Source organism: Streptomyces sp. NPDC006655, assembly GCF_040703965.1.
Lineage (GTDB): Bacteria > Actinomycetota > Actinomycetes > Streptomycetales > Streptomycetaceae > Streptomyces.
On sequence record NZ_JBEYJU010000070.1, the window covers coordinates 15247 to 30652 of the forward strand.

The 15406-nt window shown below is 70.0% G+C and carries 10 protein-coding genes and 1 other RNA gene; 7 read left to right on the top strand and 4 right to left on the bottom strand.

Annotated elements, in window-relative coordinates; genetic code table 11:
• Positions 1-101 precede the first annotated feature (101 nt).
• The gene (locus AB0958_RS31500; RefSeq protein ID WP_366893877.1) at positions 102-1538 is read left to right on the top strand and encodes an RNB domain-containing ribonuclease; all 1437 of its coding nucleotides are present in this window, start codon (positions 102-104) and stop codon (positions 1536-1538) included.
• Between the two features lie 15 nt (positions 1539-1553).
• Here the strand turns inward: AB0958_RS31500 and AB0958_RS31505 are convergent, their stop codons facing one another.
• Complete coding sequence (locus AB0958_RS31505; protein ID WP_366893878.1) at positions 1554-3131, bottom strand: FAD-dependent monooxygenase; 1578 nt, start codon at positions 3129-3131, stop codon at positions 1554-1556.
• A gap of 46 nt (positions 3132-3177) precedes the next feature.
• Between AB0958_RS31505 and AB0958_RS31510 the strand changes: the two genes are divergently transcribed.
• The 6 genes from AB0958_RS31510 (at position 3178) to rnpB (ending at position 7236) form a co-directional block, all read left to right on the top strand.
• Positions 3178-3804 carry a TetR/AcrR family transcriptional regulator gene (locus tag AB0958_RS31510; RefSeq protein ID WP_366893879.1) on the top strand — a complete coding sequence of 209 codons (627 nt, stop codon included), beginning with the start codon at positions 3178-3180 and terminating at the stop codon, positions 3802-3804.
• A 164-nt stretch (positions 3805-3968) separates the two neighbouring features.
• Positions 3969-4439 carry a DUF4260 family protein gene (locus AB0958_RS31515; protein WP_366893880.1) on the top strand — a complete coding sequence of 157 codons (471 nt, stop codon included), beginning with the start codon at positions 3969-3971 and terminating at the stop codon, positions 4437-4439.
• Positions 4440-4446: 7 nt separating this feature from the next.
• A complete protein-coding gene (locus AB0958_RS31520; RefSeq protein ID WP_366893896.1) occupies positions 4447-4956 on the top strand; it encodes a TetR/AcrR family transcriptional regulator in 510 nt (169 codons plus the stop codon).
• A 36-nt stretch (positions 4957-4992) separates the two neighbouring features.
• On the top strand, positions 4993-5820 hold the full coding sequence (locus tag AB0958_RS31525) for an AraC family transcriptional regulator (RefSeq protein WP_366893881.1): 828 nt from the start codon (positions 4993-4995) through the stop codon (positions 5818-5820).
• Between the two features lie 16 nt (positions 5821-5836).
• On the top strand, positions 5837-6814 hold the full coding sequence (locus AB0958_RS31530) for a DMT family transporter (protein WP_366893882.1): 978 nt from the start codon (positions 5837-5839) through the stop codon (positions 6812-6814).
• An 18-nt stretch (positions 6815-6832) separates the two neighbouring features.
• Positions 6833-7236: RNase P RNA component class A (gene rnpB, locus AB0958_RS31535), an RNA gene on the top strand.
• An 80-nt stretch (positions 7237-7316) separates the two neighbouring features.
• On the opposite strand, the gene AB0958_RS31540 is transcribed toward rnpB, so the two are convergent.
• Genes AB0958_RS31540 through AB0958_RS31550 form a run of 3 tightly spaced genes read right to left on the bottom strand, consistent with a single transcriptional unit; the run spans position 7317 to position 15346 of the window.
• Positions 7317-7775 carry a hypothetical protein gene (locus tag AB0958_RS31540; RefSeq protein ID WP_366893883.1) on the bottom strand — a complete coding sequence of 153 codons (459 nt, stop codon included), beginning with the start codon at positions 7773-7775 and terminating at the stop codon, positions 7317-7319.
• Between the two features lie 43 nt (positions 7776-7818).
• Positions 7819-8274 carry a hypothetical protein gene (locus AB0958_RS31545; RefSeq protein WP_366893884.1) on the bottom strand — a complete coding sequence of 152 codons (456 nt, stop codon included), beginning with the start codon at positions 8272-8274 and terminating at the stop codon, positions 7819-7821.
• Positions 8275-8326: 52 nt separating this feature from the next.
• Complete coding sequence (locus AB0958_RS31550; protein WP_366893885.1) at positions 8327-15346, bottom strand: ricin-type beta-trefoil lectin domain protein; 7020 nt, start codon at positions 15344-15346, stop codon at positions 8327-8329.
• Between the last annotated feature and the right edge of the window lie 60 nt (positions 15347-15406).

A 15406-nucleotide genomic window follows, 5' to 3' on the forward strand; every position in this document is an offset into this window, starting at 1 on the left:
ATGATCGCCGTTCGCGACCGGCGTTCGTGACCGCCGTTCGTCACCGGCGCTTCGCGCCAGCGTAAGACGCCGGAGCCGGGCGATGTGACTACGCTCGACCTATGCCCCGCCGCCACATCCGCGTCCACGGCGCCCCCGAGGCCCCCCTGCGGGCCGCGCTCGCCGCGCTCAGGACCGAGCTCGCCGTCCCCGAGAGCTTTCCGCCCGAGGTCCTCGCGGAGGCCGAGAGCGCCGCGAAGGCCCCGGCCGTGCCCGCCCACGACGCGACCGACATCCCGTTCTTCACGGTCGACCCGCCCACCGCGCGGGACCTCGACCAGGCGATGCACCTGTCCCGGCACGACGGCGGCTACCGCGTCCGGTACGCCATCGCGGACGTCGCCGCCTTCGTCGTACCGGGCGGCGCGCTGGACTCGGAGGCGCACCACCGGGTCACCACGCTCTACTTCCCCGACGAGCGGATCCCGCTGCACCCCGCCGTCCTGAGCGAGGGCGCGGCGAGCCTGCTCCCCGGCCAGACCTGCCCGGCCGTCCTGTGGACCGTCGACCTGGACGCGGAGGGCCGTACCCGCGCCGCCGACGTCCGCCGGGCCCTCGTCCGCAGCCGGGCCAAGCTCGACTACGCGGGCGTGCAGCAGCGGATCGACGACGGCACCGCCGAGGAACCCCTGGCCCTGCTCAGGGAGATCGGCGAGGCGCGCGAGCTGCTGGAGGTGGAGCGCGGCGGCATCTCGCTCAACGTGCCGGAACAGGAGATAGTCGAGTACGACCACACCTACCGCCTCGGCTACCGCGCCCCCCTGCCCACCGACGCCTGGAACGCCCAGATCTCCCTGCTCACCGGCATGGCCGCCGCCGAGATGATGCTGGCCCACGGCACCGGCGTGCTGCGCACCCTGCCGACCGCCCCCGACGGCGCCGTGGCCCGGCTGCGCCGCACCGCGCAGGCCCTGCGCATCGAGTGGCCGCACCACGTCTCCTACGCGGCCCTGATCCGCTCCCTGAACCCGCGCCGCCCCCGCCACGCCGCCTTCCTCCAGGAGTGCACGACCCTGCTGCGCGGCGCCGGTTACACGGTCTTCCGGGACGGCGCCCTGCCCGCGGCCACCACCCACGCGGCCGTCGCCGCCCCCTACGCCCACTGCACCGCGCCCCTGCGCCGCCTCGCCGACCGCTACGCGTCCGAGATCTGCCTCGCCGCGGCGGCCGGCGAGACCCCGCCCGACTGGGTCCTCATCGGCTTGGACACGCTGCCCAAGGAGATGGCCGAAGGCGCGCGGCGGGCGGGCACGGTGGAGCGGGAGTGCGTCGACATCGTCGAGGCGGCCCTGCTCAAGGACCGGGTGGGGGAGGTGTTCGACGGCTGCGTGGTGGAGGTCGAGGAGCACCGGCCGACCGTGGGGCGGGTGGTGTTGCAGGAGCCCGCCGTCATAGGCCGGATCGAGGACGGGACGCCTCTTCCGCTGGGCGAGCGGCTGCCGGTGCGTCTGATCGAGGCCGATCCGGGCACGGCGAAGATCCGGTTCACCCCCGCGTGAGCCCGCGTACGAGGGTCAGGCGGCGACGAACCAGCGGGTGAGGGCGTCCTTGAGGGCGTCCCGGTCGTCGTCCCCCTTGTCGTCCTCGTCCTCGTCCGCGGCCCAGGCGACGAAGCCGTCCGGCCGTACGAGCAGACCGGTCAGCCCCGGACGCGCGGGGCAGGCGACGGTCAGCACGTCGACCCGGTCGGCGTACCCCTCCGCGAGGCCGCGCAGCGTGGGGTCGTCGGCGAGGTCGAGGAGCACGGCCCGGCCGCCGTGCAGGTGGTCGCCGAGCCGGGTGCCGTCGGAGAGCTCCAGGTCCGGGGCGCTGTGGCCGGTCAACGGGTGGTCGCCGGGCAGGTCGAGGTGCTGCCAGACGCCGGAGATCTGCTGGACGAGGTAGGTCGTCCCGGTCGTCGTCAGCGCCAGGTCGGTGACCACCCGGCGCAAGGCGCGGGCGTGCCGGTCGGGGCGCATCACGGCGATCTGGGCGCGGGTCCAGTCGAGCACCCAGGCGCCGACGGGATGCCGTTCGGCGGTGTAGCTGTCCAAGAGGGAGTCGGGGGCCGACCCCCGCACCACGGCGGCCAGCTTCCAGCCCAGGTTCATGGCGTCGCCGAGCCCGAGGTTGAGTCCCTGCCCGCCGAACGGCGAGTGCACGTGCGCCGCGTCCCCGGCGAGCAGCACCCGGCCCTCGCGGTAGGTGCTCGCCTGCCGGGCGTTGTCGGTGAACCGGGTCGAGGTGAGCACCTTGTGGACGGTCACCTCGTCCACCCCCGACACCCGGCGCAGGGCGGCCTGGAGCTCCCCGGCTGTGACGGGCGCCGAACGGTCGGCGGGCGGCCCGTCGAACTCGACGGTGAGGATCCGGCCCGGGAAGGGCCCGTTGACGTACGTCCCCACATCCGTCGTGTTCCACCCCGTCCCGAGCCGCTCGCCCCCGGTCATCTCGACGACCGCCTGATAGCCGGTGATCTCCGGTTCCGTGCCCGGGAAGTCGAACCCGGCGAGCTTGCGGACGGTGCTGCGCCCGCCGTCGCACCCCACCAGCCAGCCCGCCCTGACCTGTGCGCCGTCGGCGAGGTGTACGACCACTGCGTCGTCGTAGGGGTCGAAGCCGTCCAGGGCCACGCCCCGGCGCACCTCGACGCCGAGCCGTTCGGCACGGGCGCCCAGGATCCGCTCCAGCTCGACCTGCGGCACGCCGAGCCCGACGCCGTCGGCGGGGCCGATGTCGGCGAAGGCCGGGTCAGTGGGGTCGAACAGGTCGCCGCGCATCATGATCCCGGCGAAGTGCCCGGCGAACTTCGGGGGTGTGCGGGGCGCGTCGGCGCTCCTGTCCCCGAGGAAGGCCCGCATCCGCCACCGGTTCCTCTCCCAGGCGGCGGCGAGGTCGGGCAGCATCCCGCGCCGGTAGAGCGCCACCGCGCCCGCCGTGTTGATCCCGCCCGCCTTGATGGTCTCGTCCACCTCGGCCAGCCGCTCCACGACCAGCACGCGCGCACCGCCGAGGCGCAGCTCCCCGGCGAGGAAGAGGCCGACGGGCCCACCGCCGACCACCACCACGTCGTAGTCGCTGTCGCTCTTGGCTTCTGTCGTCGTCGTTGTCACGACTTAACTGTAGTCACTAAAAGTTTCGAGCGGCTATAGTTTTCCTGTGATCGACGAGAGCAGGCCAGGGGAGTCCCTGCGGGAGCGCAAGAAGCGGGAGACGCGGCAGCGGATCTCGAACGTCGCGACGGTGATGTTCCGGGAGCACGGCTTCGACCGGGTGACCGTCGCCGAGGTCGCACGGGCGGCCGGTGTCTCGGCGATGACGGTCTTCAACTACTTCCCGCGCAAGGAGGACCTGTTCCTCGACCGCATTCCCGAGGCGGTCGCGGCCTTCGCCGGGGCGGTACGGGACCGCGCGCCCGGTGAGTCCCCGCTGGCCGCCCTGCGCCGCCTGGCCTTCCGGTTCATCGACGCGGGGCATCCGCTGGGCGGGGTGGGGGAGGGCTTCGCCGGCTTCTGGTCCGTCGTCGCCGACTCGCCCGCGCTGCTGTCCCGGGCCCGGGAGGGTGCGGAGGAGGTGGAGCGGGCGCTGGCCCGCGCCCTCGCCGAGGCCGGCGTCGGCGACCCGGAGCTGACGGCGGCCGTGGTCGTCGCCGCATACCGCTCGGTGTGCGTGGTCTCCGTGAGTCGTGAACTCGCGGGCGAGCCGTACGAGGAGGTCGTCGTGGACCACCGGGTGCGGATGGGGGCCGCGTTCGACGCGCTGGAGCGGATGTTTCCGGGTGTGTGACCGGGTGACCGGGTGACCGGGTGGACCGGGTGGACCGGGTGGACCGGCGGGGTCGGCTGGACCGGCGGGGTCGGCTGGGCCGGCGGACCGACCTTGACGGCTAACGCCGTTAGCCGTACCGTCGAGGCTAACGGCGTTAGCTGATATGCCTTCGGGAGGCAGTCATGACCACCACGACCACCCCTGCAAGCACTGCGACCACGGATGCCACCCCCCGGCTCCGCAGCGCCGCAACCGTGGCCCGCCGTACGGCCTGGCTGGCCGGAGCCCTGTTCTGGACGGCCTTCGCCGTCCTGGAGGGCGTGAACCACGGCTGGCTCGCCGGCGCCTTCGCCCTGCTCTTCCTCCTCCTCCCGGACCTGACCTTCCTGGTCGCCCTCGACGAGGCGCCCCGGATGGCCAAGGGGCAGCTGCCGCCGCGCGCGGTGCCGTACTACAACGCGATGCACCGCGCGCTGGTCCCGCTGGCGCTGCTCACGGCGTACGCGGCGCAGCCCCTCTTCTTCTGGCCTCCGGCCTTCGCCGCGCTCTGCGGCTGGCTGGCCCACATCTCGTACGATCGCGCCTTCGGCTACGGACTGCGCACGAAAGAAGGCTTCCAGCGTGACTTCCAGCGTGACTTCCAGCGTGACTGACGACCGGCTGACGGCAAGGGCGCGGGAGATCGTCGCGGCGGCCAGGGAGCTGCTGGAGGAGTCCGGCCCGGCCGACCTCACCATGCGCACCCTCGCCGACCGACTCGGCATCAAGGCCCCCTCCCTCTACAAGCACTTCCCGGACAAGCACGCCGTGGAGGTGGAGTTGACCGCGCTGATGCTGGAGGAATCGGCCGCGGCCCTGGAGGCGGCCGCGACCCGGCACCCCGGCTCCCTGGGGGCCCTGGCCGAGGCGTACCGCGCCTACGCCCTGGCGCACCCGCACCTCTACTGCCTGGCCACCGAACGCCCCCTGCCGCGCACCCGGCTGCCGGCCGGCCTGGAGGACCGGGCCGCCCTCCCGCTCCTGCGGGCCTGCGGCGGAGACCTGGATCTGGCCCGCGCCACCTGGGCGTTCGCGCACGGCATGGTCGTCCTGGAGATCCACGGCCGCTTTCCGGACGGCGCCGACCTGGACGCGGCATGGAAAAGGGGTGTCCGGGCGTTGCACCCCTAGGGCTTAATACGGCCATTGCGCGAGGGGGGTGCGGACGTGGCTGAACAGGCACGGTGGACGCGGGCGAGACTGGGTCGTTGCGGCCCGGCGCTCGACCTGCTGACGGCGAACTTCGAACGGCACACCTATGCCCCGCACGCGCACGCCGAGTTCACCATCGGGGTGTGCGTCGGCGGCTCCGAGGTCATCGACTACCGGGGCGGCCACATCAGCACCGGCCCCGGTTCGATCGTCGTCCTGGCCCCCGGCGAGATGCACACCGGCGGCCCGGCCACCGCGACCGACGGCTACGCCTACCGCGCCCTGTACGCGGACCCGGCCCTGCTGGCGGACGGCACCCTGGACGCCGTACCGCACTTCCGGGACCCAGTCCTCGACGACCCCGAGCTGGCCGCCGCCTTCCGCCGGACCCACACCGAACTGGCCGCCTGCCCGGACCCGCTGGAAGCGGAGTCCCGCCTGCCGTGGCTGCTGACGGCGCTGTCCCGGCGCCACTCCACGGCACGACCGGCGACGGACCGGGTCCCCGGGGCCCACGGCATCTCCCTGCTGGTCCGGGATCGCCTGGCCGACGAGCTGACCTGCCCGCCGTCGCTCGCCGACCTGGCCGCGGACCTGGGCCTCTCCCGCTACCAGCTGCTCCGGGCGTTCCGTACGACGATGGGCGTACCGCCGTACGCCTGGCTGGCCCAGCACCGGGTGAACCGGGCCCGTGGGCTGCTGGAGGCCGGCCTGCGCCCGGCGGAGGTGGCGACTCTGGTGGGCTTCGCCGACCAGGCCCACCTGACGCGCTGGTTCCGCCGGGTGCTGGGGGTGACCCCGGCGGCGTACCGCAACAGCGTTCAAGACGCGGCCCGGGTATGAGGCCGATGCTTGCCGCATGACTGCACGCGGCTGGATGTTGTTCTCCCTGATGGGAGTGGTCTGGGGCATCCCCTATCTGATGATCAAAGTGGCGGTGGACGAGGTGTCCCCGTCGACGGTGGTGTTCGCGCGCTGCGCGGTGGGCGCGCTGCTGCTCCTGCCGCTGGCGATCCGGCAGGGCGGCCTGCCGGCCACCCTGCGCGCCCACTGGCGCCCGATGCTGGCCTTCGCGTGCATCGAGATCATGGGCCCCTGGTTCACCCTCACGGACGCCGAGCGCCACCTCTCCAGCTCCACGGCGGGCCTGCTGATCGCGGGCGTGCCGATCGTGGGCGTGGTGGCGGCGCGCTACTTCGGCGGCGAGCGGGAGCACCTGGGCGCCCGCCGCGTCGCGGGCCTCCTGATCGGCCTGGCCGGCGTCGGTGTCCTGACCGTCCCCCACCTGACCGGCGGCGACGCCCGCTCGCTCGGGGAGGTCCTGCTCACGGTGATCGGCTACGCGACCGCACCCCTCATCGCGGCCCGCCGCCTGAAGGACGTCCCGACCCTGCAACTGATAGCCCCCTGCCTGACCCTGTCGGCCCTGGTCTACGCCCCCGCGGCGGCGGCCACCTGGCCCACCGCGATGCCCTCCACGAACGCGCTCCTGTCCCTCCTCGCCCTGGGCGTCCTGTGCACGGCGGTGGCCTTCGTCGCCTTCCTGGAGCTCATCAAGGAGATCGGCCCGACCCGCTCCACGGTGATCACGTACGTCAACCCGGCGGTGGCGGTGGCGGCGGGAGCGCTGTTCCTCGGCGAGAGCTTCACCGCGACCATCGCCGTGGCCTTCACCCTCATCCTGGCGGGATCGGTGCTGGCGACGCTGACCTCGGCGCCTCGGGGGGCCGCAGGGCCGGTGCCGACCGGCCCCGAGGCCCCGGCCGCCACCCGCCGGCTGTTCCGCCGCGGCGGTCCGGACCCCCGCCCGGAACGAGGGGAGGCCCGAGCCCGGTAACATGGCCGACACGGCAGACGAGCCGGGCGGGCGGCCGCGTGGAGTCCCTCAGGGGGCTTCCCGAGGAACGTCCGGGCTCCACAGGGCAGGGTGGTGGCTAACGGCCACCCGAGGCGACTCGCGGGACAGTGCCACAGAAAGCAAACCGCCGGGGGTCTCGACCCTCGGTAAGGGTGAAACGGTGGTGTAAGAGACCACCAGTGCCCAGGGCGACCTGGGCAGCTAGGTAAACCCCACCCGGAGCAAGGTCAAGAGGAGCGCTGTGAAAGGCGCTCTGCGGGGACGTTCGAGGGCTGCCCGCCCGAGTCCCCGGGTAGACCGCACGAGGCCGGCGGCAACGCCGGTCCTAGATGGATGGCCGTCGCCGAGGGGCCCGCGAGGACCCCTCGGAACAGAACCCGGCGTACAGCCCGACTCGTCTGCCGCCTTCTGCGTCTTTGCCGGGGAGAGGCCTCCGACTTGCATCGGAGAACCCTCTTCGGGCTTTCGGCGGCTTACCGTGTCAGCCGTTCCCGGACGGCTTGCAGCCTGCCTTCGTGGCCAGCAGCGCGACGAAGCCACGTTTGGTCGGCTGGGCCGAATAGTCGCGAACGCGGAGAGTCCAGCCATCCTTGGTGAGGGTTATCCGCCGCATCCCCTTCACCTGAGTGCGACGCTCGCCACCCCAGCCGTCGTCCTGAAGGCTCGTTACCGCAGCGGCCACGGGGTCGGGCCCGTTCTGGGCCAACTGCTGGAGCAGGTAACCCACGACACAGCCCCGCTCGTCCCTGGTGGGCTCGTCCAACAGGGACAGGCCACCCGCGTGGACGGCGGTCTTCAGATTCTGCTCGATGTCGATCGCCGTCGAAGTCCGGCCCGCGGCCTCGGTTGTGGACGTCCCCAGGGACGTCGATGCACCCGGGGAAGCCGGTGTCGTGCCGCAGCCGACGAGGAGGGTCAGCAGTGCGCCTGTGGTGCTCACGACGGCCGCAACCCTCAGTGGCCGCGGTGCGGGGCGGAGGGTCTCAGCCCTGGACGAGTTTCGCAACGCCTTCACCTGCCTGGTCGGCAGCGGTGTAAAGATCACGGACTTTCTTCAGGTAACGGCCGAGGATTTCCAGGTAGCCGTCCGGGATGTCGCCGTTGCGAAACGTCCTCGCGATCTCGTCGGCCTGACCGGCGACGGACCGTTCGACGTCGATGGAGACCAGGAAACGGGCTGCGACCGACACCTCGTCCGGCGGGAGGTAGAAGCAGGCGGTGCCGAGGTCGTCGTCACCGAGGAGATCGCCCATGGTGATGGGGAGTTCGCTGACCTCCTCGGGGCCCTGACTCAACAGGATCTGCTCCAGGACTTCCCACTCGCGGCCGAGAAAGCATTCGCTCTCCACACCGCTGCGTTCACCCGAGAATCCGGTTACGACGTGCCGGAATCCCTTGTCCGCATCCGCGGCGGAAAGCCTGCGAAGCGTCATATCCATCGCCAACTGCTCCGATCCACAGGTCTCAGGGGGCCCTCATTGTACCGTCGGCTCATGGGATGACTGGAAGCGGCATCGGGATACCACCTCCGACCGGGCTCTTGGGCATCCAAGGATTGTTGGACCAGTCATGGTTCGTGATGTTCTCATGCCACCAGTTCTGGGTTTTCTCCCACCATGAATCCTCTTTTTCCTGTTCCTGCTCCTGGACTTGCGGTTCGGGTAGCGTGATCCGTTTGATCTCCTTGGTCTTGTAGGCGATCACGCCCTTGCTCCGAGTGGACGGGTACGACTCGACCCATTCGTTCTTCTTGAAGTTGTTGATGCCGGCCTGGGGCGGTATGTCGAATCCGACCTTGGCTTTCAGGTGTCCCATGCCCATGTCGTTGAGCTGCTTCTGCAGGTACTTGACCTTGTCCGTCACTTCCTTTCCTCCCTTGCGTTCCGCTTCTCCGCCGCCGTGCTTCACATCCCAGACGTAAACGCTGTCGTCGGTCCAGTACAGAAGGTCGGCCCAGCCGTCTTCCTTTCCGGGATGCTCGCTTGACCCGCCCTTGATCCAATTCTCGGAATCGCGGAGTTTCGCGGTCTGTTGCAGATCGACCGTCACGACGCCGCCACCGTGCGGCTGGACCATCACCAGCCATGACTTGGCCATCAGAATCGTGGTGTCGTGAGCCAGGGTGTACTTCTCACGGACCTTCTTGAAGGCCTCGGCCCGAGCCTTGCGCTTTCGCTCTTCTTCCGCTCGCTTCTTCCGCGCCTGTTCCTGCTCGTACTGCATCCGGTCCGGGTCGTACAGCCCGGTCGGGTCGCTCTGCGTCGTGGGGTTGTTGTGGCTGTAGGCGTAGCCGTTGATCTGGAGCGGATCGGCCGTGTCGATGACCGGGTCGGCGGACAGGAAGCGCCCGGTGGACGGGTCGTACTCGCGCGCGCCCAGGTGGGTGAGGGCGGTACTGGTGTCGTCGATGCCACTACCGAGATACGAACGACTGTTTGGCCAGTTTGTCGGCTTGGTGCCGCGGACCTCTCCATAGGGCTTGAAGAAGCGTCGCGTGTAGGGCTGCCCGCTGGTCTCGTCCACCGACATGGTGGCCGTGCCGAGCGGATCACTGAGCAGAACACTGAGCTTGTGCCCCGTGGCACTGCCGTACTTGGTGGAGCGGACCACCGACGGCGCGCCTTTGTGCGTGTACGTGCGGGTGGCCTGGACGGCGTTGCCCTTGACGTCCGCGGAGACTTCGGTCTCGCCGAGGTAGAGCACGCTGCCGGCCGCGGAATGCTGGAGGATGCGGTTGCCCTCGGCGTCGTAGACGTACGACGTGTGATCGGCGAGGGTCCACTGCTGAGCAGCACTGCCGTTGCAGGTGTACAGCTGCAGGTCGGTGCCGTCGGCGTCGTTGGAACTGGGTACGTCGACGCACTTGCCGGAGGCCGGGTTGTAAAGGCTCTGGTCCGAGGCGCGAACGGTGAACTTCTGGGTGGCGCTGCCGTCGCAGGTGGCAAGCAGGATCTTGGTGCCGTTGGCCGTGCCGTTGGCGCTGGCGCATTTGCCCATTACGCGCAGGGTGTCACCGGACGGCTTCCACTGCTGCGCGGCGCTGTTGTTGCAGCGGTAGAGCTGAATCGCGCTGCCGTCGGCGGTGGAACTGCTGGTGTCGTCGAGGCACTTGCCGGACAGGCCGACGACCGCGCCCGCGCCGTCACCGAATCCGGTGACGTCCGTGACCTTGTTCTCGGTGTTCCAGACGAGGCTCTGGCTGCCACCGGTCAAGGTCCGGGTCTTGGTGTTGCCCGTCGCGTCATTGACGTAGATGAGGTCGGCGCCGGTCGCCGGGTCGGTCTTGGTGAGCGTGTGTGGCTGGGCCAGCTTCGGAGCACTGGTGCCGTTGCCGCTCACCAGCGTGCCGTAGGAGTACGTACTGGTCTCGTCCAGCGCGGAGTCGGCCGGGTTGTGCTCGGTCAGCGAGGCACGGTTGCCGATGGTGTCGAAGGTGAACGACTGCCAGTAGGCCGTGCTGCCGGTTGCGACGGTGCCGGAGGCCGGAGCCGCGCCCGCCAGCGACGCGGAGATGTCGACGATTTTCCCGGCGGAGTCGGTCGCGGCGGCCTCGGCGATCGGACCGGCGGAGGTCTGGCCGTCCTCGCGGTAACCCCACACCGTGCCCGAGGCCGACTTGCAGCCCGTGCCGACGGTACCGACGGCGGCGCTGGAGGTCCAGGCGTGGACCAGTTCGCCCATGTTGTCGTAGGTGAAGCACTGGTTGTCCCAGACGGAGGTCGTTCCGTCGGTGAGCTTGCGCGCTGTGGAGGTGACGTTTCCGGCGCGGTCGTACGAGTAGTAACTGTCGGCCAAGCGGTGGGAGTTCGCGGTCTCCCGGTCCCACACCGTCCGTTGCAGGCGCCCGGTGTGTTCGTCGATGAAGTTACTGGTCCACACCCGGTAGGGCTGGGGTCCGCTGACGGTCCGGAGGGGTTCACCGTACGGGGAGTAGGTGACGTCGCTGGTGTACCAGCTGAGGCCGGAGGTCGACACGGGGAGGCCGTCGGCGTCGTAGCGGGTGACGACCTTCTCCTGGGCCAGTCCGCCGACCGCGGGCAGCGTGACGCTCAGCGGCTTGCCGCCGGGCGTGTAGGTGTAGCTGTACTTGTACGTGCCGGAAAGGCCTGCCGTGTTCGCGTTCGCGGGGATGACGATCTCGCCCCCCGTGGGCCGGTACTCGGTGTCGTAACCGGTGACGCGGGTGATGTAGTCGCCGGTGGCGTCGTGGCGTATGGAGGAAGCCGGCTGACCCAGGGCGCCGGCCGGGTCGTAGGTGAACTCCTTGACAGGGGCTGCGTCGGGAGAACCCTCGCGGGACGCGGTGACACGCCCGATCTCGTCGTAGGAGGTGTAGACGGTCTTCAGTGAGGAGTCGGTGACACTGACCGTGCGGTCCAGGTCGTCGTAACCGAAGGACGAGGCGCCGGTGTCCGGGTCGGTGGAATCGGTCAGGCGGCCGCGGGCATCGTAGGTGGACGTCCACAGGTTGCCGGCCGCGTCCTTGATCCTGGTGCGGTTGCCGCGGGGGTCGTAGCTGTACTCGGTGTTGCGCCAGTGGCTCAGCCCGACATCGGTGTAGTGCTGAATGAGGTTGACCCGGCCGAGCGCGTCGGTCCACGACTTGACCGCCGGGGTCGCGCCGCCGGCCGGCCGCCTGAGTGTCCAGTTGTCACCGTAGGTGGTGCTGTCCGAGTACACGGCCTTGCCGCTGTGGACCGTGGTCGTCCTGACCGGGCGCTCCATGCCGTCGTAGGTGGTCCTTTTGAGACTGGGAACCATGGAGTCGCTCGCCCGCTTGAACTGCGCGGCAACCGGATCGCCCTTGGCGAGGTAGCTTCCGGTCTGCTCGCGGACCAGGCCATGGTCGTCGTAGCGGGTGTCGGTGATGATCCGGCCGGGGCCGTGCGCGTCGCTCTGGGTCTGGATCGGACGCATCAGGCCGTCGTAGATGGTGACCTGTCTGGCGTACTCGCCGTTGTCCTTCAGGCTTTTGACGGTCACTGCCGTCGGCTTGGTCACCGTGGCCGTGGCCGTCGCCATCTGGTAGTTGATCACTACGTCGGGGCTCTGGTCGCCGGATGAACGTGCGGCGGTCCAGCCCTTCACCAGACGGCCGAGGGCGTCGTACTCGTTGCGGACGACCCGGCCGTTGGGGTCGGTGATGGTGAGAGTCAGGCCGCGCCCGGGATCGATGGTGCTGACCGAGGCGTGGCCCTTCGCGTTGATGGTCTTGATGGCGGTGACCGGTCCTCCTGCGTCACCGGGGGTGTACTGGGTCTCGGTGGTCTTCTCGAGTGCGTCCGTCACCTTCCGGACCCGGCCGAGCGGGTCGTAGGTGGTGCCGGTGACCACCGAATAGGAGGTGCCGGCGCCATTGGTCGACGCGGAACTGGTGGCAAGGCCCCTGGTCGGGGCCGCGCCCCAGGCACCGTCGTCGTAGCTGACCCGGGTGGCCTCGATCAGCTGGGTCGCCGGATCGGCCTTGTCGTAGTCCGCACACGACGTCGCGGTCTTGCGGACCTGCTTGGGCAACCCGATGAGGTGGGCCGACTCATTGGCGACGTAGTCGGTCTTCGCACAGGTGTAGTCGCTGAGCGTCTCACCGCCGGTGCCGTTCGGTTTGACCACTTCGGTCTGCACCTGTACCGGCAGGCCGTAGTCCGAGTCGACCTCGGTCTCTGTGCGCACCGCCTGCCAACTGGAGCCGACCGTCTGGATGTCGTCGGTGCGCTTGATACCCGTGCGCTGGGCGAGCAGGGGGGACAGGCCCCCGTCCCGGTCACGGGAGGCGGTCTGCTTCGACCACGGGAAGTTCAGGGTGCGCTGGAGGACGCGACCGCCCGTGCCGTCGTAGGAGATCGCCTCGGCGATCACGCCCGCGTACGGGGGTGCGTCGTCGGCGACGAGGGTGACCTCGCCCTTGGAGTCCTTGACCGCGCCACCCGCGCCCCGGAAATAGCGCTTGACGGAGAACGACTGGGTCTGGAACACACCGACGCCGGCGCTGTTCTTGGCACCCTTGACCGTGGTGACCTGCTGGTAGCCGCGCCAGACGCCGTAGGTGCGCAGGGAAGGCTTGGAGAACTCGTCGTCGTCCTTGCCCCAGGCGGCTCCGGAGTAGGTGTACTTGCTGGTGATGCGGTCCGATACGCCGGTGATCCTGTCGGTCTCGGTGACCGAGTGCACGACGTACTTGTTGAACCAGGCCAGAGCGGGCTTCTCCAGGTCGCCGTCCGGGGACCAGCGCACCGGATAACAGGTGCCCTGGTTGCTCTCCGGCGCCACGGAGGGCTCGGTCCTGCAACCGCCCTTGTAGACGATCTCGATATCACCGCCGTTCTCCGTGGACACCGTGCCGATCCGCGGGCGGGTGAAGCCGGGGCGCGGATCGTCCTTGTAACGGGGAACGAGGTTGGGCAGCTGCTGGTCCTTGAGATAACCGCCGAGCGGATCGTTCTTGTCCACGACGTAGGCGCCGAAACTGACACCGGCCGTCGTCAGCGTGGTGCCGGTGCTGTCACCGGGTGCGTAGCCGGTGCGGGTGATGGCGTTCAGCCAGAGCCCGGGGGAGGTGTTGTACCAGTCGCGGGGGAAGGACTGATGGAGGGTGTACGTGTCCACCTTGGCCAGCCCGGTGACGCCGAGACGGGCGCCGTAGGTGGTCACGGACGCCAGGCGCATCCGGGTCCAGAACGATGGAAAGGCCGGACACAGTTTGGAGCCGGACTTGCAGTTGAGGTTGCCCGGGCTGTCCCACCAGGGGCGGTAAGAGGCAGGGTTCTTGGTGTCGTCGAACTTCTCGGCGGCGCAGGAGCCGTCGGTCTCCAGGCAGCGCTGCCCGGCGTCGAGGACGACCTTCGCGGAGGGCTTGGTGAGGTCCGAGGTGCGCAGCCCGTACTCGATGCTGGTGGGGTAGCCGCCGCGGACGTACTTCACCGGGTTTTTGAACTTCTTGTTGGCGGCGTAGTAGTTGGTCTCCGGCTGCCAGTCGACGACCATCGCGTTGCCGTGGACGTCGACGACCTTGTCCAGACCCCATTGCCAGGCCTGGTCGCAGCGCGAGTCGGCGAAGGCGTCCTTGTGGCAGGGCTCGTCGGGGTGGTTGCCGTAGACCGGGACGGTGAAGACGGAGTCGGTGTCGGCGTGACCGCCCCCGACCTTGTCCAGACCGTAGAAATACTGGGTACCGTCATTGGTGGTGACGACCCAGTACTCGCCGTTGTCGTCACCGTTGTCCGCGCCGGTGCGGTGCTCCACCCTGGTGCCGTCGTCCTGCTCCGGCCGGTAGGTGTCGGAGCTGCCCACGCGCACCAGTTCGGTGGTCTTGCCGCCCAGCGTCAGCACGGCGTTGTACGAGACCCAGCACAGGTCCGAGGTCTTGTACTTCTTCTCCTTGTTGTTGGCCGCTCCGGCGCCGATGTCCTCGCGGTCGTCCTTGCAGGTGCGGTACCGCCGCTCGATGTGGCCCGGGTCGTAGTCCCAGCCCTCTCCGATCCAGGAGGCCTGCGGAGATGTGGTCGCCGTCTTGCCGTCCACGGCCTGCGAGTTGTAGTCGAACGAGATGTCAGGCTTGGGACCGGCCGGGGTGGGCGGCACCTGCAGGGGGTACGACCAGGTGAAGGCGCCCGACGAACCACCGGCGCTCCACTTGCCGTCAGCGGCGAGCGGTGTCGCCTTGAACGTGCCGCCCGGACCCGAACCCGAATCCACCGCACCGACCACCGCCTTGTCACCGGTGGCCGCCGCCTGACGGACATACGACGCCTGGCGGACTCCCGAAGACGCCGAGGCGCTGGTCGCCGAGGCGGAGGAGACCGTGCCGTCGGCAGCGGTGTCGACGGTGGCGGTGACGGTCCTGGAGTCGGGGTCGTTGACCGTCTCCAACTCTGTGTAGGACCGGCACTCCTCCAGGTCGGGGGTGGTGAGGTAGCACTCGGGGAACTGCACGAACTGCAGGCGGGAGGCCCAGTCGGCGCCGTAGAGGTTCTCGTACGTCTTGTAGCTGAGCTGGACCGAGATCGGCACCGATCCGGTGGCGGGCGCGGTCACGGTGACCACCGCGCCGTCGACGCCATCGGACTCGGCTGCCGTGCGGGCGGACACGGCCACTTGCCAAGTGCCGGTCGGCGCGGGGGCGTCCGGGGCCCGGCCGAGCTTGACGGGGAGCGCGCCGGCGGGCGTGTAGTCCACCGGGCTCACCGTGGTGGTGCCGCCCAGGGCGGCCGTCTGAGTGGTGCCGCCGAAGGAGATGGCGGCGGTGCCGGACACGGCCGGGGTGGTGGTGCCGGCCGGCGCCTCGTGCTGGGCTTCGGGGGTGTCGACCGCGATGCTGTCGAGCTTGGCGTCGCGGGTCGAGCCGCTGACCAGCGGCTCGGCGGCCAACTGCTCCAACGTGACGTCCTCGCGCGGCACTTCGGCGCTGGCCGGATCCGGAGGCGCCGCCATGGCCTCCGTCGGCAGCAGCGCCGTCGCCAGCGCGAGGCCCATGGCCGGGAGCAGAGCGGAACGGCGGCCGCGTGAGCGGCGCACGGACGTGAAGACAGGCACAGCAGACCCCCCGAACGGCATGAAGCGGCCGAATGAGCAGAC